The organism is Kocuria marina, assembly GCF_000786655.1.
GTDB lineage: Bacteria > Actinomycetota > Actinomycetes > Actinomycetales > Micrococcaceae > Kocuria > Kocuria marina_A.
Genome location: NZ_JROM01000045.1, coordinates 99,610 through 124,890, shown reverse-complemented (window position 1 = coordinate 124,890; position 25,281 = coordinate 99,610). Strand labels below are relative to the sequence as shown.

The following is a 25,281-nucleotide window of genomic DNA, read 5'->3' as shown; positions in this document are numbered from 1 at the left end:
GTCACGACCGGTGTCTCCCTGGCTATGCTTTATGAGTGCAAACATGCACGACTCCCGCGGGGGAACGCGGAAGTGACGCGGAGTTCGGGGCATCGATCCGCACTTCGGGGTGGGGCCCGGTCTTCGAGAGGGCACCCATCGCCACGGGGGGACGTGCGAAGGGGCGCGGCTGAGGCGCAGCGGAGCAGAACTGGGGGAGATTTCATGCGTATTGCCGGGCAGGCAACTTTCTTGACGGACCACGACCACACCATCCACGCGTGGGTCCACGGCCCCGCGGACGATCGTGTGCGCGGCGCCGTGATCGTGGCGCCGGCCTTGGCGCGCGAGGAGGTCGTGAGTCACCGCAGCATGCGCCTCGTGGCCGCGCGCGCCGCGGAATCCGGGTGGCTCGTGATCCGCCTGGCGTGGAGCGGGACCTCCGAATCCGGTGCGCGTCCGGTTCTGAGCAACCCGCTCGAGGTGTGGCACGAGGACCTCGCGGTGGCCCACCGTGCCGCGCGGGAGCTCGTAGGACCTGATCTGCCCGTGCACGGGATCGGGCTGCGCATCGGTGCGGGTGTGCTCGCGACCTCACCCCTGCCGTTCGATCGGCGCGTGCTGTGGGAACCGGTCTCGGGCGCCGTCTACATGCGCCAGTACACGGGCCTGCGGCGCACGAGCGGGTTGATCCTGCCGCCCGAGGTCCCCGACGGCGTGGAGATCGGCGGCACACACTTCACCGACGCCGAAGCCGCGGCCATCCGCGCCCTACCGGATCCCCGCAAGATGAAGACCCCGGGTCTGATCACGGTGCGCGAGGAGGACCGGCGCATCGCCAAGAAGTTATACGGCGTGGCCGCGATCTACGCGAAGGCGAGCCCGGAGGCGATCGCCGCCCTCGTGGGTCGACTGGACGATTCCGTCCCCACCACGTCCCACAGGGAGGACTGGGTGGACGTGAGCGGCTGGCGTCCCACGGCGACCGCGCGCTTCCACGTGGCGGAGTTCGGCGCGCAGGTCCAGGAGGACCTGCTGGAGCTGGGCCCGGACCACTTGCCCGCTTCCTACACCCACCCCGTGGGCTGCGACGGCACCGGGGCGGGCGCGGTGGTGCTCGCACCGCCGTCCGCGGACCCCAAGGACGGGCCCACGGGGCTGTGGACCGTGCAGGCACGCCGACTCGCCGCCCGCGGTGTCCCCGCGTTGCGCATCGAGCGCCACCACTGCGGTGACGCCGCCGGCCTGGACGAGGTCAAGGACATCAACCCGTACACGGGGCAGGGCGTGGCGGACCTGAACGTGGGTGCCGCGTGGCTGGCCGAGCGCACCGGGGAGAAGGTCACCGGGGTGGGGCTGTGCGTGGGCGGCTGGCTGGTCGCGATGGCCCCGCCCACGAGCGCCATGACCACTCGCGTGGTGCTCAACAACGTGGCGTGGCGCGCGGCGGAGAGCTACTACGACAAGCTCTACCGCAACTGGGACGTGGACGCCGTGCTGGAACAGCTGCGCACCATGAGCGATGTGGAGGTCACCACGAGCTGGCGCACGCGCGCCAAGGACCGGGTGCGCCGCCGCATGCCGTACATCGCGTGGCTCGTGCTGGGCCGGCGCAACATCCCCAACGTGCCCGAGGTGGTCATGGAGTACGCGTCCCGGGGTGCCGAGGTCACGTTCTACTTCGGGCCGGAGGACGGTCTGCTGTTCCAACAGGAACGCGGGGAGGAGGGCCTGGCCCGGTTGCAGCGCCAGGGTCGCCGGATCAGGGTGGCCCACGTGCCCGCCCTGGACCACTCCCTGCAGGCCCACGCCTCACGCCTCACGGCACTCGAGATCGTGGACGCCGCCCTGGGTCTGAGCCCCTCGCCCGCCGAGGAGGTCGTCCCGTGCGCCGTCTGAGAACACGCAGCGCCCGCGCGCTCGCCGGGTGTGCCCTCACGGCCGTGCTGCTGAGCGGCTGCGCGGCCGGCGGGTCCGGCGACCACGCGCCGTCGTCCTCCGGTGAGAGCCTGGGTTTCGACGACGCCGCACTGTCCCGGGTGGGGTTCGCCGACCCGCAGCAACTCACGCAACCGTCCCACGGGATCACCGTGACGGGCGCGCGGGGTCTCTCAGACCGCGCCGCGGAGCTCGCGGTGAGCACGGACCAGGTCTCCGCCGAGGCCCCGGGCGGGCGCAACTCCGTGGTGGTGATCACCCCGCCGGACTACGACCCCGCGAAGAAGTACCCGGTGGTGTATCTCCTCCCGGGCAGCGGTGCCACGGAGGCCCCCGCCCTGCAGTGGTACGAGGCGGGTCAGGCCGAGCAGCTCACCCAGGGCCTGCCCGTGATCACGGTCATCGTGAGCGGGGGCAAGGTGGGTTGGTACTCGGACTGGGCGTCCCAGGAAGAACTCACGCAGAACTGGGAAACGTTCCACCTGGACCAGGTGGTCCCGTGGGTGGATCAGCACCTGTCCACCAGGGCGGACCGCGAGCACCGCGTGGTGTTGGGTAACTCCATGGGGGGTTACGGCGCAGTGCGGTACGCGGAAGAACGCCCCGATCTCTTCGGGGAAGCCGTGAGCCTGTCTGGGTTGCTCGACGTGTCCTCGAGCGACGCCGTGGACTATTTCCAAGAGGCATCCAAGGAGGCCACGGGCCAGACGGATGCGCTGTTCGGGGACGGCTCCACCACCACGGAACAGCAGTGGCAGGCGCACGACCCCGTGACCCAGAGCGAGCGCCTCAAGAACGTCCACGTGCAACTGTTTGCCGGCCGCGGAAACGGGCAGGCGGGAGACATCGAACCCGCTCTCAGGGACACCACGGTGACCATGGCCCGCAAACTCGATTCGCAAAGCTCGCCTTACCAGTACACGGAGTACGGCCAGGCGGGCCAGTGCAACGGCGGCCACGAGTTCCCGTGCTGGACCCCCGCGGCCACGGTCGCGCTCGGACGCTGGGCCGAACGCGTGGGTGTGAAGCGCACCTCGCCCCAGCCGTCGGTGCCCTCGGAGTTCGAGGACGTGACCTCACGGAGCTCGTCATGACGAGCGCGCCCGTGACCGCACGCGGGGCCGGGGCCGGGGACGGCGTCGTCGGCGTACCGCGCGTGGGCTGCGACCTGCAGGAGGTCGCGCCCGTGGCCGAGGCGCTCGCACAGCGCGGGCAACGGTACCTGCGGGCGGTGTTCGCGCCCGAGGAGATCACCGACCTCACGCGTCCGGAAGGACGTATGCCCGCGGCGGAGTCCGTGGCGGGGCGCTTCGCGGCCAAGGAGGCCGTGCTGAAGGTGCTGCGCCCGAGCGCCGACGACGCCGTGGCCTGGCCCCAGATCATGATCCGCTCGGACGCCCACGGTGCCCCACGCGTGGAACTGCGGGGCACGGCCGCCAGCCTGGCCCGCGGCGCCGGACTCGGGGCGTGGAGCGTGAGCACGTCCCACGACGGCGGCTTCGCGATGGCCGTGGCCCTGGCCATCCGCTCACCCCGGCCCTGACCGGAGGCCAGACCACCGCGCCGACCGGCACCCGGGGCGCGGACACCGAAAACCACCACATCAACCGAAAGAGGTTCACCCCATGGATTCCACCGCCATCGAGACCACCGTCCGCTCCGTGCTGGGTCATCACGGGAAGCTGTCCGAGGACGCCGGGACGATCGCCGCGGACGCGGACCTGTACCGCGCAGGCATGACCTCCCACGCGTCCGTGAACGTGATGCTGGGCCTGGAGGACGAGTTCGACATCGAGTTCCCCGAGGAGCGCCTGACCAAGGCCACGTTCACGTCCATCAACTCCATCACCGAGGCCGTGGAGGCGATCAACAATGACTGATCATGCAGTACTGACCGACACCCCGCAGCGGGGTGCCGAGGACACCGACCGGGCCGAGCGCGTCGCCGCGCGCGCGGAGGCCGTGGCCGCCGTGGCCCGCGAGTTCGCGGACGCCGTGGACTCGGAGTCCCGGTTCCCGCGGGAGGCCATCGACGAGGCCCGCAACCAGGGCCTGTTGGCCGCGCCGATCCCGGAAGCGGACGGCGGGCTGGGCTACAGCATCACCGAGCTGTGCCGGATGCTCGAGCGCGTGGGCCGGGAGTGCACCTCCACGGCCATGATCCTGGCCATGCACCACTCCCAGGTGCTGTGCCTCACGCGCCACGCGGACACCGACTTCCTGCGGGACTACACCCGCCGCGTGGCCGCCGAGGGGCTGCTGTTGGCCTCCGCCACGACCGAGGCCCAGATCGGCGGTGACACCCGCAATTCCACGTGCGCCGTGCGCCCGATCGAGGACGGCCGGGTGGCCCTGCACAAGAGCTGCCCCGTGATCTCCTACGGTGCGTACGCGGACGCGATCCTGGTGACCGCGCGGCGCAGCGAGGACGCGGCGTCGAGCGACCAGGTGCTGTTGGTGGTCGAGGCCGAGAACCTCCAGCTGGACCGCCAGCGCGGCTGGGACGCCCTGGGGATGCGGGGCACGTGCTCCGAGTCCTTCGAGCTGGACGCCACCACGCCCGCGGACGCCATGTTCACGGTGCTGTTCGAGACCATCTCCGCGCAGACCATGCTCCCGGCGGCCCACTGCCTGTGGGCCTCCGCGTGGCTAGGCATGGCCACCCAGGCCGGGCTCACCGCCCGGTCCGTGGTGCAGAAGGCCGCGCGCAAGACCCCGGGGACCACCCCGCCGTCCGCCATGCGACTCGCGGAACTCGAGGTGCAGCTGCAGTCCATGACGGACGTGGTGCGCGCGAGCGTGGCCCGCTACGAGGCCGCGTGGGACGACCCCGCCGTGAGCGAATCCATGCAGTTCGCGATCGCCATGAACACCCTGAAGGTCTCGGGCGCGGAAGCCGTGCGTCGGATCGTGGGGGACGCCATGGTGATCGTGGGTATCACCGCCTTCGCCAACCGTTCGCCCGTGAGCCTGGCCCGGTTGTACCGGGACAGCATCGGGCCCTCGGTCATGGTCAACAACGACCGCATCCTGCTCCACACCGCCACACTCCAACTCGTTTCCAGGGGGCAACGATGAGCGCCACGGACACCACACAGGACCTCTCCCAGCTGCAGGACACCTTCCGCGAGGGCCTCGAGGCCCACGGCTGGTTGCTGCCCACCCTCGGGGACGGCGTGACCGGGCTCGGTCCGCAGGCCGAGGACGTCGTGCAGGGCATCGCCGCGGCGGCCCGCAAGGTCGCGGCGCGGTTGTCCCCGGACGCGGGGACGCGCCGGTTGCGTTTCCCACCCGTCAACGGGACGCGGTTGCTCGAGCGCACGGACTACGTCGCGTCCTTTCCACAGCTGCTCGGGACCATCTCCGCGTTCGAGGGCGACAACAAAGCCCACCGTGAGCTGCTCGCCACGTACGAGGAGCACGGTGACTGGTCCGCCCAGCTCACCCCGGCCGGTCATGCGCTGGTCCCCGCGGTGTGCCACCCGCTGTACGCGTACCTCGAGGGCTCGCAGGTGGACGGCTCAGTGTTCGAGCTCGTGGGCGAGTGCTACCGCCACGAGCCCAGCCCGGACCCCATGCGTTTCGTGACCTTCCGGATGTTCGAGGCGGTGTGCCTGGGCACGCCGCAGGAGGCCCGGGATCACCGCGAGAAGTGGCTCGAGGCCGGCACCAACCTGCTGAGCTCCCTGGGGCTCGAGGTCCAGGCGGACACCGCCAACGACCCGTTCTTCGGCCGCGCCGGGCGCCTGCTCAGCGCGGGTCAGCGCGAGGCCCAGTTGAAGTTCGAGATCCTCACGGAGGTCTACCCGGGGCATCCCACCGCGATCGCGTCCGCGAACCTGCACGAGGACCACTTCGGTGAGAGCTTCCACCTGCACACCGCCAACGGCGCCGTGGCCCACTCGGCGTGCTTCGGCTTCGGTCTGGAGCGGGTGGCCCTGGCCCTGGCCATGCGCCACGGTTTCGACACCGCCGCGTGGCCCGCGACCGTGCGTCAGGAACTGGGGTTGCCATGACCGCCGTGACCGTGAACCACGGTGGGTCGGCGGGTACCGCGTTCGCGCGGGAGCCCTTCGGCCACGAGGTCCTGGCCGTGCGCGGGTGCGAGTCGCTCACCGTGGCGAACGCACCGCGCTCCGTCCTGCACGACCCGGCGGAACCGTGGTCACCCACGAACTGCTACATGGACGTGTGGATCGGGCTCACCGCGACCCTCGGGTTGGACCCGCTTCCCATGCTCGGGGCCGCGTTCAGCGCGGACTTCCTGGGGGACCAGTGGGAGTTCCTCAAGCCCCGGCAGGAGGACCTCGAGACGCTCTACGGCCTCACGGTGGGGGAGTACGACACGTGGCGGCCCCTGGCCGAGCACGTGCAGCTGGTGATGTCCCGCGGGGACGCCCTGATCGTGGAGGTGGACGCCTACCACCTCCCGGACACCGAGGGCGTCTCCTACGGGCGGGCCCACAGCAAGACGTCCATCGTGCCGTTGCGCCTGGATCCGGCCGCGGGGGAGCTCGTCTACCTGCACAACGACGGCGTCCACGTGCTGCACGGGGAGGACCTCGACAACGCGCTGGGCACGGGTGTGGGTTCCGGGTGGGTCCCGTACCCGTACGTGGAACTCGTGCGCCTGGACGGCATCCGGTCCCTGGCGCCCGAGGCGCTGTGGCAGCGCGCCGTCGAGATCGCGCGGGGACACCTGCGCCGCGCCCCGGACGCCGGGGCGGGCAATACCGCGCACCCCGATCCGGCCGACCGGCTCGTGGCCGCGATCCGGGAGCACGTCCCGGTGCTCGCCGAGCGGGGCATGGAGTACTTCCACCAGTACTCGTTCGCGACGACGCGCCAGGCCGGTCTCACGTCCGGGCTCGCGGCCCACGCGTGCCGGTACCTGTCCCGCGGTGCGCAGGAGTGGCCGAGCGACCTGGATGCGGAACAGCTGATCGAGGCTGCCGAGCAATTCGACGCCGCCGCCGGCGCGGCCAAGACCTTGCAGTTCAAGCTGGCCCGGGCGGCCTCGGGCAGGACACCGCGCATCGACTCGTCCGCGGAGGCGTTCGTGGCCGGGCACACCGCGGGCATGCGCGCGGTGCGTGAGGCCCTGGGCCTGGGGGAGTGACCGGGGTGCGCGACGCCGCGTGGACGCTCCGGCGCCTCGACCCGTCGCAGGACCCGGGCGATGCCCTCGCTCGTGGGTTTTCCGCGCGGGTCCCGGGGACGGTGTCCGGTGCGCTGCGGGACGCCCTCGGGGAGGACCGCGTGGCCGCCGTGTTCGCCTCTGACGGCCCGGACACCGTGTGGGAGTACCGCACCCGGGTCACGACCGCCGGTGGTCGGCACCGGTTCGAGTCCACGGGCGTGGCCACCGTGGCGCAGCTGCTGGTCGCGGACCGGGTCGTGCACGAGTCCCACAGCGCCTTTGCGCCGTGGGACGTGATCGTGGAGCTGCCGTCCGGGCCGTGTGAGATCGCCCTGCGGATCCTGCCCACGGCGTCCGTGAGCGTGCCGCGCAAGCCGCGCGCCCGCTGGTTGTCACCGCTAATGTCCGACCGCTCGCTGCGGTGGCGGCGCACCCCGCTGATCGGCTCGATCGACTGGCCCGGTGCGCTCCCCGTCCTGGGTCCGTGGGGCGGCCTGCGCGCCGTCCCCTTTACTTCCTCCACCGACGACGACGCCGCTCCCGACCCCTCGCTCGGACTCGTACCGCGCGCGGTACGCACGCGGGTCGGGGAGGACGGTAACGGCGTCGTGACCGTGGAACTCGGTGGGGTCGCGGGTACGACCCCGGATCTCGGCGCGGACACGGCAGGGAGCGCGGACACGGCAGGGAGCGCGGGCGCGGCTGGGAACGCAGGCGCGGCCGCGGGTCTGGCGGACGTCGGGTGCTCAGTGGACGTTGGCGTTCCGACGGAGCCCGGCGCTGGGGCGGAAGACGCCCGGGACACCGTACGCATCACCGTGGAGCCTCCCCGGGAGGTGGACGCGGAACCCGTGACCGCCGAGCGCGTCGTGACCGCGTCCGATACGACATCGCACGGAGCGTTCACCGTGGACCTGACCGTGCCCCACCCTGCGCTGTGGTGGCCGCACGGGATGGGCGAGCAACCGCTGTACCGGGTGCGGGTGCGCACCGGGCAGGGGGAGTACACGTACGCCGTGGGGTTCCGGTCGGTGTATGCCGAGCCGCGGGACCGGGACCATCATGGCTTGGCCCTGCGGATCAATGACGTTCCCGTGTTCGTGAGGGGTGCCGTGTGGGCCGGTGCGGACCCCTTCGAGGTGGCCGCGGACCCGCAGCGCACCCGTGACGTGCTGGAACGCCTGCGCGCGGGCGGCAGCACCATGATCCGCGTCCCGGGAACCGCGTGCTACGAGACCGAGGACTTCCACCGCGCGTGCGACGAGCTGGGTCTCATGGTCTGGCAGGACGTGGCCCTGGGACCCCAGGACCCGCCGGACGATCCCGAGTGGCGTGCCGGGCTGCGTGATGAGGTCCGACATCTGGCCGCGCGATTGGCTTCTCATCCGTCCACGGTCGTGATCTCCGGGGGCACCGAGGTCATCCAGGCCCCCGCGCTCGCGGGCCGGCCCGCCGAGCAGTGGCGCACGGACGTGATCCTGAGGGACGTCCCCCGCGCGGTCGGGGAGGCCGGCGCGGACGTGGTGGTCGTCCCGTCCTCCCCGTGCTCGGACGCGGACCTGGACGCCGCGCAGCACGCGTACGAGACGGGCGAGACCGAGGGGGAGCGGGCGGCGTCGTCGTCGGTGCCGACCGCAGCTCCCACGGACGCGGCCGATGGTGTCTCCCACTACTTCGGGGTGGGGGCCTACGGGCGACCGCTCGAGGACGCGGTGACCCGCGGGGTGCGGTTCGCGGCGGAGGCGCTGGCCTTCGCGGTGCCGCCGGAACCCGCCGCGGTGCGGGAGCAGTTCGGGACGGACGGCCCGCTGGACGATGCGGATTCCGCGGACGCGTGGCGCGCCGGTGTGGCCCACGATCCAGGGGCGGAATGGACCTTCGAGGACACCACCGCGATCTACGTCCACCGCCTGTTCCTGGACCGGGACAGCGATCCGGACGCCGGTCTGGCGACCCCGGCGCAGCCCGTGTCCGATGGCGCAGGGACGGATCACGCCGAGCGCCTCGAGTACGAGCGCGCCGCGCTCGCCCACGTGTTCCAGCGGACCTTCGCCCAGTGGCGCAGTGGGGATTCGCCGTGCCGGGGAGCCCTCGTGCTCTCGGCGCTGTCCACGGCCGCGGGGCCCGGGTGGGGTGTCCTGGATGTGTCCGGGCGGCCCACCGCCGCGTGGTACGGGATGCGCCGGGCGTGTGCGCCCGTGGCCGTGTCCTTCCTGCCCGCCGGCGGCGACGGGCTGCCCGTCCACGTCTGGAACGACGGCCCGACCCCGCTGACAGCCACGCTGCGACTGACCGTGGCCACGGTGCGCGGCGGCTGCCAACAGCCCCTCGACATCCCGGTCACGGTGCCCGCGCGCGGCGAGACCGTGATCCGCGCGGATCTCGCGGACGGAACCTTCCGGGACCTCGACCACGCCTACGGTTTCGGGGAGCGGGAGTACGACGCCGTGTCCGCCCTGCTCGTGGACCCCTCCGGTCGCGTGCTGGCGCGGGACGTCCACCTCACCGGCGGACCGCGACGCAATGACCCGCTCGATCCGGGACTCGATGCTCAGTGGATCCGGGCCGAACAGGGGGAGTGGGTGGTGGCCGTGAGGGCGTCCGGGCTCGCGCGATTCGTGGCCCTGGACCTGCCCCGCGGGGCCGCGGCCGAGGACGGCTACGTCCATGTGCTCCCGGGTGAGACGGTGCACGTTCCGGTCCGCGGAATCCTCACCGACGAGGGACGCGCAGCCACCCGCATGCGGGCGCTGGGCGTCCCGTCGGTTCCGGTGAACGCGGAGTCCGGGTAGCCGGCGGTCCATCAACGGGCCGGGTGAGGCGTCACCTCGTGGCGGCCCGACAAGCCTTATAAACGGCGGAGCCCCGCACGTGCTGGCAACGCCACCCGTGCGGGGCTCCTGGGTCATGTGCCGGCGGCTGTCACCGGCGCGCTAGCCCGTACGCGCCGTGGCTCACGCTTCGGGCACGTACACCAGGACGTAATCCACCATCCGGCGGCACGATTCCGTGGCGAACAGCGAGTGGTCCAGCGGGTCCAGGACGGTGAGCGTGCTGCGCGGGCCCAGACGCTGGGGTGTGACCCCGCAGTGCTTGGCGTCGGCGGGTCCGAAGACCGCGTCCACCGTGAGTCCGGGGATCTTGGCGAGCCGGCGCAGCGTGGGCTGCGGGACGTCGATGACCCCCACCCCGGCCGCGAGCGCATTGACCCGCGGTGACGCGTTGCGGGCGCGGTGACGGGTCCCACGCACCACGGTGCGCGCCGTCGTCCCCACGTAGGCGTTGAGCCCGGCCAGGACGGCATGCCAGCGGGAGCCGGCGGGTGCGTCGTCGGCGGGAGCGGACGACGGCGCCGCCGCCGCCTCTTCCTGCCCGGGCAGGGCCGGGGCCAGGGGACCGCCGCGCAGTCCCTGGCGCCAGTAGCGCCACGGCGCCCGCTGCCACGCCACGTTGTTGATGACCATGAGTGTGAGTCGTTCGCTCACGGTCGCGGGCAGTTCGTGGGCCGAGGCGACCAGACCCCACGCGCCCAGACAGATGCCCGCCCCCAGGAGCGGACCGTCCGTAAGTTCGCTCAGGTGCATCACGAGTTCTCGCGACTCGGTGAGCGTGTGGTGCGCGTAAGGGTTGGAGTCCCGCGTGATGTCCGAGCGCACGAGCTCGCCGGTGTCGGAGCGTTCGGCGAGCAGGCACACGGCGCCGCGTGCGGACGCGAGCAGCGCGGTACGCAGCCACAGACCGCCGGAGGCCTCCATGACCTCCGAACCGGGGGAGATGAACGCCAGCCCGGGGGCGTCGTGGTCGCGGGTCACCGGCTCGGTGATGATGGCCGGGCGTCGGGCGGCCCCGCTGGTCGAGCGCCGCAGCACCACGGATGTCCCGGCCACGTCCACGGTGATCTCCTGCTCGGGGACCAGGCCGTCCCCGTCGGGACGAGCGGTGTCATCCGGCGTCGTCCCGGCCGGGGCGGCGTCCAGCGCGGTGCGCACGGTGGTGATCAGACGGGCGGGGACGGCGGCCGCGCGGGGGTGCACGTTGATCGGGAGGGCGCCCGCTTCCTCGTCGGACAGGATACGGATCCGACGATCGGGATCGTCCGCGGGCTCGGGCAGCGCCTTGAGTGCGGCCGCGCCGTGCGAGGACAGCTGCAGGTTCATCAGTTCCGTGCCGTCGCTCACGCGGGGCGGTAGGTCGGGCCCGCCCATGCGGCGCAGTGCGCTCTGGTGGCGCACCCACTGCTTACCGGACACGGGGGCCAGCACCAGCCGGGAGGCCCAGCCATGATCCTCGGTGGCGGCGAGCACGGTGCCGCCCAGGCTGAAGCCCACCCCGTGGACGGGGCCGTGGGAGCTCGCCCAGTCGCGGACGGTGGTCAGGTCGTCGACCCACAGTCCGGCGTCCACGGCTTCCTCGGCGGTGGGGCTCTGACCGGTCCCGGACCAGTCGAGGCGCACCACACGCCACCCGTGAGCGGCCAGCGCCCGGGCCGTGTGGATCATGCTGCGGGTCAGGGTCACGCGCTCGCGTCCCGGGGACCCCACGATGATGACGGTCCCGCCGCGCTCGGTGGCCGTGGGTTCGTGCACGTCCACAGCGATCCACCGGTTCCCGGCAGGCACCCACCCGTGGCGTACGGAGTCCTCCTCGCGAACACGTGAGCGGTGGCCGGGCCTGGAACGGCGCAGCTGCGAGTACGTGAGCATGAATGATCCCCCAAGTAATACGTGTCTCCGCCGCGGGCGTCCGGTTCTTCCCCAAGAACCTCGGCGCGCTTGCCCCCTGACGAACTTTTGCCCAGACTAACCATTTTCCCCGGGACGGGCGGAGTGAACTGTGCAAAAGCATACGCCTTTGGCACGTGATTCCGGGGTTCCCGAGGGGAAATGCCTGCCCTCCCTTTAGGGGGTACTTAGGGCAGTTACCGGGTTTTCGCGGGGTCTCGCAGGTCGATCCCGAAGACCCGCTTCACCGCAGTGGTCACGTGGCGGCCATAGCGCTGCGAGGACGGCGTCGAGGAGAACGGCAGGAACCTACCGGGGACGTCCGGGTGGGTGATCTTCCCGTGGGTGGGCCCGGACGTGGTGACCTCGAAGCCCGCCCCGCGCAACCGTTCGAGCAGTTCCCTGCGGTTGGTGGGATAGCGGGTGCCGCTGCCCCCGGGTTTCGCACCGGTGTGCTCGAGGGAGTCGGGGGTGTCCGCCCAGGTCTCGTCCGGGCGCCGGGCGATCGCCCACCCGCTGCGGTAGATCCCCACCACGCGGTGCTCCGCCCGGGTCACCTGCACGCACAGCCGGCCGCGCACGTAGTAGTCGGTGCGCCCGAGGTCCGCGGTCCAGGTGTCCTCGGGGTCCGCCACGACGGCTTGCAGCGCGCTCTCGCTCACGTCCCACACGCCCTGTACGACGACGCCGTCCGCGGGCACCTCGATCGCCGGGGCCCCCGACAGATCGGAGTCCACGGTGTAGAACGCACGCTCGGGGGCAGTGGTGTCGGGGGTGATGCCCGCGCGCAACAGGCGAACGAACTCCGCGAGCTGCGGGTCCACCGTGAGCTCGCGTGGTGCTTCGGACGCGATGGGCCTGGTGGGTTCCCCGGCGGGGACCGTGCGCGGCCCGGGGCCCGGTTTGGGTACCCCGCCCGCTGCAGGAACAGCACGGGTGCCGTCCGCGCCGGGAACTGTTCGGGGCCCGGGACCTGACCGAGGCGTCCCGTCCGGCGCTGCTCCGGCCCGAGGTTCGGAGTCATCGCCGACGGCGTCCGCGTCCCCTTGCCGCGCGGAAGGACGCCACGAGGTGTAGTCCACCGGGCGGACGCCCAGTGCGGGGTCCTTGCGGCCGCGCATCGCGGCGGGGGAGGGATGTGGGGTGCTCATGGCAGGTCCTCGGGCGGAAGGGGCGGTGTCCGTGCCACGCTGTCACGATACCGCCGGGATTACCAGCGGGCGGGCGGCCCGAGCGGGGAAGGGGCGCGTGCGGCGTCGTCGTAGAATCGAGCGGGTGGAATGCGGATATTACGACCGGGACCTGTGCCGATCCTGCACGGTGATCGAGGTACCCTACGCGCGGCAGCTCGCGCGCAAGCAACAGCTCGTGCGCGACCTCGTGGACGCACACGGTGAGCCGCGGTGGCTCGAGCCGGTCGCGTCCGTGGAGGCGGGGTTCCGCAACAAGGCCAAGATGGTCGTGGCCGGGAAGGTCGGCGCACCGACCCTAGGCATCCTGGACCGCGGGGGCCGCGGGATCGACCTGCGCGACTGCCCGCTCTACCCCGAACCCGTGACGCGCGCGATCCACGCGCTCGCCGAGTTCATCGCGCGGGTGCGGCTGTTGCCGTACGACGTGGCCAAACGGCGCGGCGAGCTCAAACACCTGATCGTCACGGGGAACCCGGACGAGCGGCTCATGATCCGGTTCGTGCTGCGCAGCACCGGGCAGCTGGCCAAGATCCGGGACAACACGGATCTGCTGCGCGAGCTCGTGCCGCACGCGGACGTGCTCTCCGTGAACATCCAGCCCGAGCACAAGGCCGTGATCGAGGGCGCCGAGGAGATCCTGCTCTCGCGGCAGGGCGAGCTGATCATGCCGGTCAACGGCATCGACCTGCGAGTCCGGCCGCGCTCGTTCTTCCAGACGAACACACGGGTCACGGAGCAGCTGTACCGCCAGGTCGCGGACTGGGTGGACGCGGTGGACCCGGCGAGCGTGTGGGACCTGTACTGCGGGGTCGGGGGTTTCGCGTTGCATGTCGCCGCTCCCACGCGCGAGGTCGTGGGCACCGAGATCTCCGTCGAGGCCGTGGCCTCCGCCCGGGACACCGCCCGCGCCATGGGGCTACCGGATGAGGGTCCGGGCTCCGTGCGTTTCCTTGCCGACGACGCCGCCGCGACCCCCGCGGATCTGCCCGGCACCCCGGAGCTCGCGATCGTCAACCCGCCCCGCCGCGGGCTGGAAGCGTCCCTGTGTGCGTGGCTCGAGAACTCATCGGTGGATCATTTCGTGTACTCGTCGTGCAACGCCACGACGCTCGCGCGGGACCTGGGCCGGATGCCGTCCTTGCGGCCCGTGGAAGCACGACTGCTGGACATGTTTCCCCACACCGGACACTACGAGGTCGCGGTCCTGCTGCGCAGAGGGTGAGGGGCGGGACTACCGGTTCGATGCCGGCGACCCGACGAGGCTGACGACGGCGCCGGGCCCGGCGCCGTCGTCCCGGGTCGCGGATGGGCACGCGCATCGAAGAAGCGTCCCGGGGTGCCCTGTCGAGCACCCCGGGACGCTTTATACGTTCCCTACGAAGGCGTGGACTACGAGTTCGCGGCGGCGATGGCCCGCAGCTTGGTCACGGCCTCGTCCACCATGTCCGGCACGGACTGATCGATGTCGAGCTTGTAGCCGCCCTCCTCCTGCGCGAGCGGCTCGAGGGTGTCCAGCTGGGACTGCAACAGCGTGGCCGGCATGAAGTGCCCGCTGCGGCCCTCGATCCGCCGGGTCAGCACCGTGACGGACCCGTCCAGGTGCAGGAACAACGCCGACGGCGCTTGCGAGCGGATCCGCTCCCGGTACTTGCGCTTGAGCGCGGAGCACGCGATCACCATGCCCTCGTGCTGTTCCCCGCGCTCGTGCAGTGTGCGGCCCACGATCTCGAGCCAGGGCCAGCGGTCGTCGTCGTCGAGCGGCGTGCCCGAGGCCATTTTCTGGACGTTCTCGATGGGGTGCAGACTGTCCCCGTCGACGAAGTCCACACCCAGCTCGTGGGCCACGAGCGTGCCGATCGTGGTCTTGCCCGATCCCGAGACGCCCATGACCACCACGAGCGGTGCGATGTCCGTGCTTACCCCGCTCACCAGTCGTGCACCGTGCCGTCGGTGAGGCGGTTGTAGGGCAGGTACGCGGTGGTGTACTCGTACTTCTCCGCCTCGTCCTCGTCGATCTCCACGCCCAGGCCCGGGGTGTCGGAGGGGTGCAGCAGACCGTTCTCGAACGTCATGTGCTGACGGAAGACCTGGTTGGTCTTCTCCGAGTGCGGCATGTACTCCTGCAGGCCGAAGTTATGGATGGCCATGCCCACGTGCAGCTGCGCCGCGAAGCCCACGGGGGAGACGTCCGTGGGGCCGTGGAAACCGGACTTGACCTGGTACATCGCGGCGTAGTCCATGACCTTCTTCAGCGGGGAGATCCCGCCGAAGTGCGTGGACGCGCAGCGCACGTAGTCGATCAGCTGTTCGGAGATCAGGTCCTTGATGTCCCAGATCGTGTTGAAGACCTCACCGATCGCCAGGGGCTGCGTGGTGTGCTGACGCACCAGCCGCAGGGCCTCCTGGTTCTCCGCCGGGGTGCAGTCCTCGAGCCAGAACAGGTCGTAGGGCTCGAGCGACTTGCCGAGCTTGGCGGCCTGGATGGGAGTCATGCGGTGGTGGCCGTCGTGCAACAGCGGCAGCTCCGGGCCGAACTCGTTGCGCACGGCCTCGAACACGGACGGGATGTGGCGCAGGTAGGCGCGGGTGTCCCAGTCCTCCTCCGCGGGCAGCGCCGCACGCTGTGCCGGCTCATAGTCGTAGCGCTCGCCGGAGGCCTGCGGCTGGGCGGCCACACCGTACAGCGCGGTGATCCCCGGGACGGAGGACTGCACGCGGATCGCGGTGTAGCCGTGCTCCTGCTCGGAGCGGATCGAGTCGAAGATCTCCTCGGTGTCCCGCCCGGAGGCGTGGCCGTACGTGGACAGCCCGCGGCGGGAGGCACCACCGAGCAGCTGGTACACCGGCATCCCGGCCACCTTGCCCTTGATGTCCCACAGGGCCATGTCCACCGCGGCGATCGCGGCCATGGTCACGGGACCGCGGCGCCAGTAGCCGGAGCGGTACAGGAACTGCCACGTGTCCTCGATGTTCGCCGGATCGCGGTCGATCAGCAGGGGCGCCACGTGGTCGGACAGGTACGTGGCCACCGCCAGTTCGCGGCCGTTGAGGGTCGCGTCACCGATCCCGGTGACACCCTCGTCGGTCGTGAGCTTGAGCGTCACGAAGTTGCGTGAGGGACTGGTGACGATGACCTTGGCTTCGGTGATCTTCATGGTGTTTCCTCTCTGGAACGGTGGGCCCGCTCGATTATGGCGGATCAGCGTGTGGACGGGCCGGACCCGTCGCCGCGCTCGGACGGCACGGCCGGGCCCTGGGTGGTCATGGGGTGGGAATCCCGGGCCGTGGGGCCGAGGCGGTCGGTGCGGGTCCCCGCGGGAGCCGGGACCTCACCGGGGCGTAGCTGCTCGTGGCCCATCTTGCGGGTGAACCAGACGGCGGAGTAGGTGGCACCCTCGGTGTGGATTCCGGTCTTGTACTCGCCGTACTCCACGGGGATCCAGAAGCACAGCAGGCTGGAAAGCAGCAGGGGCACGGAGTAGCACAGCAGGAACGGGCGGAACGTGTCCCAGCGGGTCATGGTCTTGTCCACCATGCGCCTTCGCGCGTCCACGAGCGGCAGGGCGCGCTCGGCGAGGGAGCGTTCCTCGCGGAGCAGTCCACGAGCCTGCATCAGCTGGGCATCAATCCGGTGACCGTTCTGCTGCGCAGCGCCATGTACGTCTCACCCATCGAGCTCGCGGTGTGGTGGATCGCGTTCTCCCTGGTCGTGGCGCCCATGGAACACCGCTTCGGGTGGCGGCGCGTGTTCGCCGGCTTCGCGATCGGGCACGTGGGTGCCACGGTCTCGACCGCGGCCCTGCAGATGTGGGAGGCCCAGGCCTTCCCGAATCCCGACCTGATCCCGGAACGGATCGACGTGGGCGCGAGCTACGGGTTCTTCGCGCTCGCCGCGCTGGCCACCTATCACGGCTCCGCGCGCCGCGGGCTCCTGTGGGCTGCCGGGCTCGTGGCCGTGGCGGCCGGGGGGATGGTCCTGGACTTCGGGTGGACGGCCATCGGGCACGCGATCGCGGTGCTGCTGGGTTTCGCGAGCTACCGACTGGTGAATTCCGACGCCGCCGTCCACCACGAAGCGCGCGTCCGGGCCCGGCGGCTGTACGAGATGGAGCACTGATCCGGCACGGCCCCCGGTCTCGTGCGCCCGGACCGGAAGGGGCCGACGGCGCCGCGGAGTTCGACGGCGCTGCGTAGTTCGACCGCGCAGGGGAGTTCGACGGCGCCGCGCAGTGTGACCATCCAGCGGACCCACTCGTCCCGGTTGCCCGCGTGACGCGCGCCACCTAGTATGCAGCTTGTATCTATGCGACCCGCGGCCTGATCGCTATGGGCCGCCGCTCGCCCCACACCCCGGGGCGCGCGGACGAACGAGTGGGTACGGAACCGGCCGGAGCGACGTCGAACAGGGAGCACCATGGCGCACAACGCGGCCGAGCGCGCGTACGAGCACGTCAAGGCCCGGATCCTCACGGGTGAGCTGGACGGGCACATGTTGTCCGAGGGCGTCTTCGCCACGGAGCTGGGGGTCTCGCGGACTCCCGTCCGGGAGGCGTTCCTGCGGCTCCAGGTGGAAGGGCTCATGCGGCTCTACCCCAAGCGCGGTGCGCTCGTGGTGCCGGTGGGCCCGCACGAGTCCCGCGAGGTGCTCGCGGCGCGGCGGGTCGTGGAGTGCGCGAGCGTGAAGGAGGCGATCGGGGATCCCGAGCTGCCCGACACCCTCGCCGACCTCCTGGAACAGCAGCGGGAAGCTGTGGGCACTCCGCGGTTCGGTGAGCTGGATGCCGCGTTCCACACCGCTCTCGTGGAGGCCGCGGGCAACAGTCTGCTGAGCGGTTTCTACCAGGGGCTGCGGGACCGGCAGATCCGGTTGATCGCCACCGCGGTGCGCACGGTCCAGGAGCGGTCGGACGAGATCCTGGCGCAGCACGCGGAGATCGTGGCGGGCGTTCGGGAGAAGGACGTGGATCGGGTGGAGGCCCTGTTGGCGGAGCATTTGCAGCGCGTGTACGAAGGGATCGTGTCATGAGTGTGAAGCCCTGGATGAGGGTCAGTTCGGCGCTGTTGGCGGTGGCGTGGGGTGGCAACGAGTTCACCCCGTTGCTCGTCATGTACCGCACGGTGGAGGGCTATGAGCAGGTGGCCGTGGACATGCTCCTGGCCGCGTACGTCCTGGGGATCGTCCCGGCCCTGTTGATCGGCGGACCGCTGTCCGACCGGCACGGGCGGCGGGCACTGATGATCCCCGCCCCCATCCTCGCGATGGTGGGCAGCATCCTGTTGGCCCTGGGCGCCGGGAGTCTGGTGCTGCTCTTCGTGGGTCGGGTCTTCTCCGGGCTGGCCCTGGGTCTGGGCATGGCCGTGGGGACCTCGTGGATCAAGGAGCTCTCCGAGCGGCCGTACGAGGAGTACCCGGAACGGGTCTCGGGCGCTCGCAGGGCGTCCCTGTCGCTCACGGCCGGTTTCGCCCTGGGGGCCGCGATCGCGGCGACGCTCGCCCAGTTCGCACCGCTGCAGACCGTGTTGCCGTACGTGATCAACCTGTCGATCTGTCTGCCCGCGGTCCTGCTGGTCGCGGGCGCACCCGAGACACGTCACGCCACCGCCCCGCACGGCTCGCTCCTGTCCGACCTGAAGATCCCGGCCACGCGCCAGCACCGGTTCTGGTTCGTGGTGGCGCCGTCCGCACCCTGGGTGTTCGGGTGCGCGGCGTCCTCGTACGCTATCCTCCCGGCGCTCATGGCGGACGTCGTGGGCCCGGACTACGGCATCGCGTTCTCGGGGCTCATGTGCCTGGTGGGCCTGGGCTGCGGGTTCTTCATCCAGCCCCTGGGCCGTCATCTGGACCGCGACGGTTCCATCCGTTCGCTCGCCGTGGGCATGGTCGCGGTGATCCTGGGCATGCTCACCGCGGTGGCCGCCGCCGCGACCCTGAACATCGTGGTGGTCCTCGCGGCCTCCGCGGTCCTGGGTTGCGGCTACGGGCTCGTGCTGGTCTCCGGGCTGCAGGAGGTCCAGCGCATCGCCCGCCCGGACGACCTCGCGGGACTCACCGCGGTCTTCTACTCCCTGACCTACGTGGGCTTCTTCGTGCCCATGGTCCTCGCGCTGATCGCCCGGTTCACGTCCTACCCGTGGTTGTTCGCCTCCGGCGCCGTGATCGCGGCCCTGTGCCTGGGTGTCATGGCCTACGGGCGGCGACACGAGGTGCGCGACCTGGACGCCCTCGAGGCCGCCGCGGTCGCGCGGTAGCCGGGGCAGCGGCGTCGTCGTCCCGTGACGGGTACGACCGCGCGGCAGCCGCGCTCAGCCGAGCGCCAAGGACGCCGCGCCGCGCAATAGGACGACGACGCCGCCCGCGGCCGCGAGCGCCATGGCCAGTTTCTGTGCGGTCGTCTTGGTGAGGTGACGGGAGAGCCAGGTCCCCACCGCGATCCCGGCGAGGACCGTGAGCACGAGCGCGCCCACGGCCACGACCGCGGGGACGGGCAGGGCGAAGTGCACCCCGGCCGCGAGTTTGGAGACCACCGACAGGGCCCCCATGGACATGAACACCGGTTGCATGGTGGCCGCGAACCGGTGCTGGTCCCAGCGGGTCACGCGCGAATAGATCACCATGGCGGGGGCCGCCACACCCGCGGTGGAGTTGAAGAATCCCCCGATCACCCCGGCCGGGACCATGGCCTTGCGGCGGGAGAGCTCGGGAGTCGCGGGGGAGAAACGCGTGACGGCGAGGCCCGCGAGCACCACCGCACCCACGGCCACCTGCAACCACGCGCTCGGCACCCAGCGCACCACGAGCGCGCCGGCTACGATCCCGGGCACGGCGGACGCGACCAGCACCGCCGCGTGCCGCCATTCCACGAGCCGGCGCACGGACAGGGTGATCAGGAAGCCGGAGCACGTGGTGGCCGCGTTCGTGGCGAGGACTCCCGGGCCGGGGCCCATGATCAGGGACAGCACCGGTGCCACCACGAGACCCACCCCGGTGCCGGACACCCGTTGCAGGACGGTACCCACGAGCACGGCGAGCAGGGCGGCGATGAGGATCGACATGGGCGGCTTCCGGTGAGGGGGTCGGTGGTTCGAGCGTAACCGTGTGTGCGCCGCGGGGTGGTGCCACCTGGGATCCGTGGCGCATGTCATGGGTGTTGCCCCCGGGACATGGGTCACGACCTGGGACGACGGTAGGAGGATAGGGGTATGAACTTCCTCCGCGGCATCATCCGGGCCCAGGGCCAGATCTTCCTGCAGGCCGGATGGGGCCCCGCGGTGTTCGCGCTCGCCGCCATGACGGTGGCGTCCCCGTGGTTCGCGCTCGCCGCGCTCGCGGGGGCGGCGGTCCAGGCAGGGTGTGCGCTAGCGCTCGCCGGGTGGGACGACGCACGGGGCCTGCACCGTCTCCGGGAGGGCGGGAACCGGGCGCGGAGACGTCCCCTGGGACACGACCCCGAGAGCTCACGGGTCGATGCGAAAGCCCTGGCCCGGAACCGGTCCGGGGTGATCCCCGCGGAGGTCGACCAGGGATTGCACGGCTTCAACGGTGCCCTGACCGGGTGCGCCGCGGTGCTCGCGTGCGGGCCCGGAATCCCTGCGGCGTTGTGGACCCTCGCGGGTTCGGCGGTCTGCGCGGTGATCGTGTGGGGTGCACCCAAGCTCTCGTGGCCCGCATCCCTTCCGCTGCTCACGGGGCCGTTCTGCCTGGTCAACAGCATCGCGGTGGCCGTGGCGGCCCCGTTCGAGCGGACCCCGGGAGCCGTGGTGCCCCTGGGATCCCCCGTGCACGATGTGCTCGCCGGGGCCGTGCGGGGAGCACACCAGGTGATCCTGGGTGGTTCCGTGCTGGGCGGGCTGCTGGTGCTCGCGGGGATGTTCGCCGCGGGGTGGCGGGCCGGTGTGTGGGCGGCGGCCGGGACCCTGGTGGGCACGCTCGCCGGGTTCGTGGGGATCGGGCAGGGCCCCGCCGCATCCGGGTTGCTGGGCTACGGCGCGTTGCTCGTGACCGTGGCGCTCGGTGTGGCATTCCCCGCGCGGGGGTCCCTCGCCTCACGGATCGGGGTGCCCCTCCTGGCCGCCGCGGTCACCGTGCTGCTGTGGTGGGCCATCACGGCCGTGGGGGTCGCGCCGTACACGTGGCCCTTCGTGCTCGTCACGTGGACGGTCCTGGCGCTGCGCTCCCGTCAGCGGAGGGCGGGGGAGGCCCGCCACGACGAGCGGTGAACCAGGGCGAAGATCCCCCACACCGCGAGCAGCCCCGCGATCAGCACCAGTCCCGCGTGGCCCAGGTCCACGGAGGCCAGGAACGTGGTGAGCGGATCGTCCAGGTCGAACGCGGTGTTGAGCACCGCACCCACCGTGATGAACGCGATGAACAGGGCGGAGACCGCGGAGATCCCCGTGATGACCGCGTTGAACCCGAGTTTGCGCACGGGATCGCGCCACGTGGAGCCGTACATGCGCAGCACGGCCAGTCCGTTGAGGGAATCGCACAGACACATGCCCGCGGCGAAGAAGAACGGCAGGGAGATCAGGGTCCACGTGGACACCCCTGCCACGGACGCGGAGGCCGTGACGATCAGCAGGGACACGGTGCTCGCGGTGTCGAAACCCAGACCGAACAGGAAACCGATCACGTAGATGTTGCGCGGGCTCTTCACACGCTGCAGCGGCCGGTCCAGGACCCGGGCGATCAACCCCTGGGACCGCATGTCCTCCTCCGTGATCCGCTGCCCGTCCGCCACGGCACGTCGTAACCGCCACGACCGCACGCTCGCGGTGGCGTTGTACGTTCCCAGCACCAGGAGGAAGACCCCGGACACCGTGCCGCCGATAACCCCCAGGGCGGTGTTCGCGGTGGTCCCCTCCTCGATGAACGAGGACACGAACGTGGCCCCGAGCACCACCAGGATCCCCGCGAGGATCACCACGGAACTGTGCCCCAGGCTGAACGCGAGACCCACGCTTGCGGGTCGCTTGCCCTGGGAGATAAACCGGCGGGTGGAATTGTCGATCGCGGCGATGTGGTCCCAGTCGTAACTGTGCTTCACCCCCGTGAGGTAGCACGTGACCACGAGCCCGATCGACAGGGGCACGGAACTCTCCAGGGCACCCGCACCCAGCATGCCCAGCGCGAGGACGTGCAACAGCAGCACCGCCCCCAGGGTCGCGAGCACCCGGGCGCGCAGACTCCACTCACCCACCCCCGCGCGGGCCATGCTGCTTCCACCGGTGTGCGCCATGTCTACCTCCAACGGACGTCAGTACTTCCTCAGGTTCACGGGTTCCTGCCCGAAGAACCGCTTGCGGACCACGGCCACCGCGGCCAGGATCAGCTCGTCGATCTCCTGCGTCGAGTCGCCCAGCACCCGCAGCGCGAAGCCGGGCACCGCCAGCGCGGATGCACCGCCGCGCAGGTACCCCGCGCGCTCGGTGAGCAGTGCACGGACGGCGGCCAGAGCGGCGTCGTCCGCGCGGGGATCCAGGACCAGCAGCGAACCCACGTGGCTGAACCCCTCGAACGAGCCCACACCGCCGAATCCCGTCTCGTCCCCGGACGGTTCCAGGCGGATGTTGTCGAGCGCCACCGGTCGCCCGGACATCCGCACCTCGGTGCGCAACCGGACGCTGTCGTAGCGGAAGGGCTCACCCGTGGGGGACCAGCCGGGCGTCACGACCTCCGCGAGCACCAGGGTCGCGGACGGGTCCATGTCCACGAGCGTGTGCTGGCGGTAGCGCGAATCGCGGTAGGCGATCAGCTGGTCCGGCAGGTACTCGAGCCGCGCGCCCGCGCCCAGGCGCACGGTCATCTCCTGGGTGGAGCGGCCTACAGGGGTGCGGTAGATCTTGGTCGCGGACTGGGTGGTCAGCAGCAGGTCCGCGTGGTCCTCGACCGTGACGGCCACGCGATAACGGTCGCCGTCCAGGAACGCGCCGCCGGGGTTGACCATCGTGTAGGTCACCTGCCCGCTCGCGTCCAGGTAGTGCGGGCGCAGCACGCGCAGCGCCCCGCGGTGGAACTGATGGGTCGCCGCCGAACGCCCTTCGCGCGCCGTGATTCCCAGCTCCAATTCACCGCGCCACGTCTCTCGCGCGGTTCCGGGGGACGACGACGCCGCGGTCGCCATGGTCGCCGATGCCGCCACAGTCAGTGTGGTCGCAGCTGTCCCCGCGGTCGTCGACGCCGACTCGGACGCGTCGTCCCGCGTGGCCGTCGGCGCGGCGGAGGCGTGCGTGTCGGTCACCGGTGCGGCTGGGTTCACGCGAGGTCCTGCATGAGGACGTCGTGGCGCAACCACTCGATCACGTGCTCGAGGCCCTCGTCCGTCTTCAGATTGGTGAAGCAGAACGCCTTGTCCCCGCGGAACTGGCGGGAATCGGCCTCCATGACCGTGAGGTCCGCCCCCACGTGCGGCGCCAGGTCCGTCTTGTTGATGATGAACAGATCGGACTTGATCATGCCCTGGCCGGCCTTGCGGGGGATCTTCTCGCCCTGGGCCACGTCGATAATATAGATCGAGAAGTCCACGAGCTCGGGGCTGAACGTGGCGGAGAGGTTGTCCCCGCCGGATTCCACGAACACGACCTCGAGGTCCGGGTGCTCCTGCTCCAACCGGTCGATCGCCGCCTGGTTCATGGAGGTGTCCTCGCGGATCGCGGTGTGGGGGCACCCGCCGGTCTCGAGTCCCACGATCCTATCCAGGGGCAGCACGCTGTTGCGGGAGAGGATCTTGGCGTCCTCGATCGTGTAGATGTCGTTGGTGATCGCCGCCATGGAGATGTCCTGGCTCAGCGCCCGGGTGAGGCGTTCGATCAACTGGGTCTTGCCCGCGCCCACCGGTCCGCCGATCCCGATCTTCACTGCCGTCATGTGGTTTATTCCTCCGTACGTTCGGTGGCGCGGTTCAGCTCATGAACATGCGCGCACGTTGGGTTTCGTGATGCATCTGGGCGATCTCCAACCCCGGGGAGACCACGCCCAGATCGGACATGTCCAGCGTGGAGATGCGCTCCCATGCGGCCGCGACCCGGGGGCGCAGTGCTCCCAGGGTGCGCTGGCCCGCGTTCTGCCCGATGGGGATCCCGCGCACCGCGTTCTGGGTCAGCGAGGTGAGGGTGGAGAACAGGAACGCCTGCGTGACCGCTGCCGGGGGCACACCGTGGTCCACCCCGATCAGCGCGAACACGATCGCCTGGTGGCCGTGGCACGTCCCCTCCGCCACGAGGCGGGCGTAGCGTTCCAGTCCCGGGCCGGGTAGGGACAGCGTGCCGATCTCGAGCAGCCGGCGTCCCATGGTCAGCCCGGCTTGTCGCACCTGGGCCGGGAGGGCCTGGGCGAACAGGAGGGCGTCGAGTTGGACGAGGCCGGCGTCGATATCGGAGTCGGGTGTCGCGTCCGCCGGGGCTGCGGGGGGATCCGCGGGCGACGCCGCGCCATCGGCGGCCGCCAGCGCGGAAGGTGCCGTGCCCGCCGAGGCTCCGTTCGCCGTCGTCCCCGCGAACAACTCCGCGGTGAGCCGCACGGCCAGACCGTCCGCGTAGACGAGCTGGTGGTCGAGGAAACGTTCGAGCCAGTCCTGGAAGCTCGCTTGGTCCGACACGGTGCCGCGTTCCAGGTAGGTCTCCATGCCGAACGTGTGCGCGAACGCCCCCGTGGGCAGCGCGGAATCGCAGATCTGCAGCAGCGGCAACAGGGAACCCGCCCAGTCCTGCGCGTCCCCGGTCATTAGTGCGTATGCTCCGCGTGGCGGAACGGGACCGGCATCACGCGCTCCTGCCGCTCGTAGGGCACGCCGTGCTCGTCCAGGTACTGGGTCACCGTGTGGTCAAACTGCACCACCATGACCTCTGCGCCGTATTCGGAGGACGAGTCGAAGAACTGGGCCTGCAGGTGCCGGTTGCCCAGCCCGTGCGCCGTCATGCCCATCTCGGTGATGGTGCGCGGGGCGATCACGAGCACGTCCGTGGCCTCGACGGACACGACGACGACGCCGCGCTCGTCCCGGAGCAGGATGTCTCCGTCCTGGAGGTCGCCGGCCGCGCCGCGCGGACTGTCCAGGCGCAACCCCAGGGTGCGGCCGTGATCCGTGGTCACGCGCTGGATCCGCTTCACGAGGTCGGAACTGGGCAGCACCACCTTCTCCACGTGCAGCCCCTGCCGTTCGGAGGGGGACAGATCGGCCAGGTTGCCCAGGACGCGGTCGACGATCACGAGATCCTCCTTGTCGGGAACGTGTCGGGAATGGTTGTTCGGGGTGCCGGTGCCAGGGCGGCAACGACGGGCCCGTAACGACTGGTTGGCGGCGCCGGGTGCCCG

General features: G+C 71.0%; 24 protein-coding genes. 13 read left to right on the top strand and 11 right to left on the bottom strand.

The features are described 5' to 3' along the window. Window positions 1-231: 231 nt before the first annotated feature. The 8 genes from AS25_RS10550 to AS25_RS10515 all read left to right on the top strand — a co-directional run bounded on the left by AS25_RS10550 (window position 232) and on the right by AS25_RS10515 (window position 9,849). On the top strand, window positions 232-1,878 hold the full coding sequence (locus AS25_RS10550) for an alpha/beta hydrolase family protein (protein WP_035964949.1): 1,647 nt from the start codon (window positions 232-234) through the stop codon (window positions 1,876-1,878). Beyond that, complete coding sequence (locus AS25_RS10545) at window positions 1,866-3,011, top strand: alpha/beta hydrolase (RefSeq protein ID WP_035964948.1); 1,146 nt, start codon at window positions 1,866-1,868, stop codon at window positions 3,009-3,011. The genes AS25_RS10550 and AS25_RS10545 overlap by 13 nt, the downstream gene beginning before the upstream one ends. Then, window positions 3,008-3,460 (top strand): holo-ACP synthase, encoded by a 453-nt coding sequence (locus tag AS25_RS10540; RefSeq protein ID WP_035964946.1) that lies wholly within the window; start codon window positions 3,008-3,010, stop codon window positions 3,458-3,460. The genes AS25_RS10545 and AS25_RS10540 overlap by 4 nt, the downstream gene beginning before the upstream one ends. 82 nt (window positions 3,461-3,542) lie before the next feature. Then, window positions 3,543-3,797 (top strand): acyl carrier protein, encoded by a 255-nt coding sequence (locus tag AS25_RS10535; RefSeq protein WP_035964945.1) that lies wholly within the window; start codon window positions 3,543-3,545, stop codon window positions 3,795-3,797. After that, window positions 3,790-4,995, top strand: a complete 1,206-nt coding sequence (locus AS25_RS10530; protein WP_035964944.1) for an acyl-CoA dehydrogenase family protein — start codon at window positions 3,790-3,792, stop codon at window positions 4,993-4,995. Before AS25_RS10535 ends, AS25_RS10530 begins: the two co-directional genes overlap by 8 nt. Then, entirely contained in the window at window positions 4,992-5,933 is a 942-nt protein-coding gene (locus AS25_RS10525; RefSeq protein ID WP_035964941.1) for a class-II aminoacyl-tRNA synthetase family protein, read from the top strand. The genes AS25_RS10530 and AS25_RS10525 overlap by 4 nt, the downstream gene beginning before the upstream one ends. Next, the gene (locus AS25_RS10520; protein ID WP_035964940.1) at window positions 5,930-7,036 is read left to right on the top strand and encodes a DUF1839 family protein; all 1,107 of its coding nucleotides are present in this window, start codon (window positions 5,930-5,932) and stop codon (window positions 7,034-7,036) included. Before AS25_RS10525 ends, AS25_RS10520 begins: the two co-directional genes overlap by 4 nt. Next, on the top strand, window positions 7,033-9,849 hold the full coding sequence (locus AS25_RS10515) for a glycoside hydrolase family 2 protein (RefSeq protein ID WP_052160908.1): 2,817 nt from the start codon (window positions 7,033-7,035) through the stop codon (window positions 9,847-9,849). The genes AS25_RS10520 and AS25_RS10515 overlap by 4 nt, the downstream gene beginning before the upstream one ends. Window positions 9,850-10,011: 162 nt before the next feature. Here AS25_RS10515 and AS25_RS10510 read toward each other — a convergent pair whose 3' ends face one another. Together AS25_RS10510 and AS25_RS10505 are read right to left on the bottom strand one after the other, a co-directional pair. Further along, a complete protein-coding gene (locus AS25_RS10510) occupies window positions 10,012-11,760 on the bottom strand; it encodes an alpha/beta hydrolase (RefSeq protein ID WP_052160907.1) in 1,749 nt (582 codons plus the stop codon). A 215-nt stretch (window positions 11,761-11,975) separates the two neighbouring features. Next, complete coding sequence (locus tag AS25_RS10505; RefSeq protein ID WP_253270556.1) at window positions 11,976-12,929, bottom strand: serine/threonine-protein kinase; 954 nt, start codon at window positions 12,927-12,929, stop codon at window positions 11,976-11,978. A gap of 124 nt (window positions 12,930-13,053) precedes the next feature. Here AS25_RS10505 and rlmC point away from each other — a divergent pair, with 124 nt between their 5' ends. Continuing rightward, entirely contained in the window at window positions 13,054-14,193 is a 1,140-nt protein-coding gene (rlmC, locus tag AS25_RS10500) for a 23S rRNA (uracil(747)-C(5))-methyltransferase RlmC (protein ID WP_035964937.1), read from the top strand. A gap of 167 nt (window positions 14,194-14,360) precedes the next feature. Here rlmC and AS25_RS10495 read toward each other — a convergent pair whose 3' ends face one another. From AS25_RS10495 to AS25_RS10485, 3 genes are read right to left on the bottom strand one after another with little or no spacing between them, the layout of a single operon-like run. Next, window positions 14,361-14,900: a gluconokinase gene (locus tag AS25_RS10495; RefSeq protein WP_035964935.1), complete on the bottom strand. Its 540-nt coding sequence runs from the start codon at window positions 14,898-14,900 to the stop codon at window positions 14,361-14,363. Next, window positions 14,897-16,126 carry a D-mannonate dehydratase ManD gene (gene manD, locus AS25_RS10490; RefSeq protein WP_035964932.1) on the bottom strand — a complete coding sequence of 410 codons (1,230 nt, stop codon included), beginning with the start codon at window positions 16,124-16,126 and terminating at the stop codon, window positions 14,897-14,899. Before manD ends, AS25_RS10495 begins: the two co-directional genes overlap by 4 nt. Before the next feature lie 44 nt (window positions 16,127-16,170). After that, on the bottom strand, window positions 16,171-16,584 hold the full coding sequence (locus AS25_RS10485; RefSeq protein ID WP_052160906.1) for a hypothetical protein: 414 nt from the start codon (window positions 16,582-16,584) through the stop codon (window positions 16,171-16,173). A gap of 18 nt (window positions 16,585-16,602) precedes the next feature. On the opposite strand from AS25_RS10485, the gene AS25_RS10480 reads away from it, so the two are divergent. From AS25_RS10480 to AS25_RS10470, 3 genes are all read left to right on the top strand, one after another. Then, the gene (locus AS25_RS10480) at window positions 16,603-17,088 is read left to right on the top strand and encodes a rhomboid-like protein (RefSeq protein WP_052160905.1); all 486 of its coding nucleotides are present in this window, start codon (window positions 16,603-16,605) and stop codon (window positions 17,086-17,088) included. Window positions 17,089-17,385: 297 nt separating this feature from the next. After that, window positions 17,386-17,997 (top strand): GntR family transcriptional regulator, encoded by a 612-nt coding sequence (locus AS25_RS10475; RefSeq protein WP_035964928.1) that lies wholly within the window; start codon window positions 17,386-17,388, stop codon window positions 17,995-17,997. Next, window positions 17,994-19,220, top strand: a complete 1,227-nt coding sequence (locus AS25_RS10470; protein WP_035964927.1) for an MFS transporter — start codon at window positions 17,994-17,996, stop codon at window positions 19,218-19,220. The genes AS25_RS10475 and AS25_RS10470 overlap by 4 nt, the downstream gene beginning before the upstream one ends. Before the next feature lie 54 nt (window positions 19,221-19,274). On the opposite strand, the gene AS25_RS10465 is transcribed toward AS25_RS10470, so the two are convergent. Then, complete coding sequence (locus AS25_RS10465; protein WP_035964926.1) at window positions 19,275-20,024, bottom strand: TSUP family transporter; 750 nt, start codon at window positions 20,022-20,024, stop codon at window positions 19,275-19,277. 147 nt (window positions 20,025-20,171) lie between these two features. Between AS25_RS10465 and AS25_RS10460 the strand changes: the two genes are divergently transcribed. Then, a complete protein-coding gene (locus tag AS25_RS10460) occupies window positions 20,172-21,188 on the top strand; it encodes an urea transporter (protein ID WP_052160904.1) in 1,017 nt (338 codons plus the stop codon). Here AS25_RS10460 and AS25_RS10455 read toward each other — a convergent pair. Genes AS25_RS10455 through ureE form a run of 5 tightly spaced genes read right to left on the bottom strand, consistent with a single transcriptional unit; the run spans window position 21,149 to window position 25,176 of the window. Then, complete coding sequence (locus AS25_RS10455) at window positions 21,149-22,207, bottom strand: HoxN/HupN/NixA family nickel/cobalt transporter (RefSeq protein WP_052160903.1); 1,059 nt, start codon at window positions 22,205-22,207, stop codon at window positions 21,149-21,151. The two genes, AS25_RS10460 and AS25_RS10455, sit on opposite strands and share 40 nt — an antisense overlap. Window positions 22,208-22,225: 18 nt before the next feature. Further along, the gene (locus AS25_RS10450; RefSeq protein ID WP_253270555.1) at window positions 22,226-23,227 is read right to left on the bottom strand and encodes an urease accessory protein UreD; all 1,002 of its coding nucleotides are present in this window, start codon (window positions 23,225-23,227) and stop codon (window positions 22,226-22,228) included. Then, window positions 23,224-23,835, bottom strand: a complete 612-nt coding sequence (gene ureG / locus AS25_RS10445) for an urease accessory protein UreG (RefSeq protein ID WP_035964924.1) — start codon at window positions 23,833-23,835, stop codon at window positions 23,224-23,226. The genes AS25_RS10450 and ureG overlap by 4 nt, the downstream gene beginning before the upstream one ends. Window positions 23,836-23,869: 34 nt before the next feature. Further along, complete coding sequence (locus AS25_RS10440) at window positions 23,870-24,691, bottom strand: urease accessory protein UreF (RefSeq protein ID WP_035964923.1); 822 nt, start codon at window positions 24,689-24,691, stop codon at window positions 23,870-23,872. Then, a complete protein-coding gene (gene ureE, locus AS25_RS10435; RefSeq protein ID WP_035964922.1) occupies window positions 24,691-25,176 on the bottom strand; it encodes an urease accessory protein UreE in 486 nt (161 codons plus the stop codon). The genes AS25_RS10440 and ureE overlap by 1 nt, the downstream gene beginning before the upstream one ends. Window positions 25,177-25,281: the final 105 nt, after the last annotated feature.

Coding starts and splice junctions, on each gene's coding strand:
- AS25_RS10540 (WP_035964946.1), top strand. CDS start 3,008: ATGACGAGCGCGCCCGTGACCGCACGCGGGGCCGGGGCCGGGGACGGC.
- AS25_RS10535 (WP_035964945.1), top strand. CDS start 3,543: ATGGATTCCACCGCCATCGAGACCACCGTCCGCTCCGTGCTGGGTCAT.
- AS25_RS10530 (WP_035964944.1), top strand. CDS start 3,790: ATGACTGATCATGCAGTACTGACCGACACCCCGCAGCGGGGTGCCGAG.
- AS25_RS10525 (WP_035964941.1), top strand. CDS start 4,992: ATGAGCGCCACGGACACCACACAGGACCTCTCCCAGCTGCAGGACACC.
- AS25_RS10520 (WP_035964940.1), top strand. CDS start 5,930: ATGACCGCCGTGACCGTGAACCACGGTGGGTCGGCGGGTACCGCGTTC.
- AS25_RS10510 (WP_052160907.1), bottom strand. CDS start 11,760: ATGCTCACGTACTCGCAGCTGCGCCGTTCCAGGCCCGGCCACCGCTCA.
- AS25_RS10505 (WP_253270556.1), bottom strand. CDS start 12,929: ATGAGCACCCCACATCCCTCCCCCGCCGCGATGCGCGGCCGCAAGGAC.
- manD (WP_035964932.1), bottom strand. CDS start 16,126: ATGAAGATCACCGAAGCCAAGGTCATCGTCACCAGTCCCTCACGCAAC.
- AS25_RS10485 (WP_052160906.1), bottom strand. CDS start 16,584: ATGCAGGCTCGTGGACTGCTCCGCGAGGAACGCTCCCTCGCCGAGCGC.
- AS25_RS10475 (WP_035964928.1), top strand. CDS start 17,386: ATGGCGCACAACGCGGCCGAGCGCGCGTACGAGCACGTCAAGGCCCGG.
- AS25_RS10470 (WP_035964927.1), top strand. CDS start 17,994: ATGAGTGTGAAGCCCTGGATGAGGGTCAGTTCGGCGCTGTTGGCGGTG.
- AS25_RS10465 (WP_035964926.1), bottom strand. CDS start 20,024: ATGTCGATCCTCATCGCCGCCCTGCTCGCCGTGCTCGTGGGTACCGTC.
- AS25_RS10460 (WP_052160904.1), top strand. CDS start 20,172: ATGAACTTCCTCCGCGGCATCATCCGGGCCCAGGGCCAGATCTTCCTG.
- AS25_RS10455 (WP_052160903.1), bottom strand. CDS start 22,207: ATGGCGCACACCGGTGGAAGCAGCATGGCCCGCGCGGGGGTGGGTGAG.
- ureG (WP_035964924.1), bottom strand. CDS start 23,835: ATGACGGCAGTGAAGATCGGGATCGGCGGACCGGTGGGCGCGGGCAAG.
- AS25_RS10440 (WP_035964923.1), bottom strand. CDS start 24,691: ATGACCGGGGACGCGCAGGACTGGGCGGGTTCCCTGTTGCCGCTGCTG.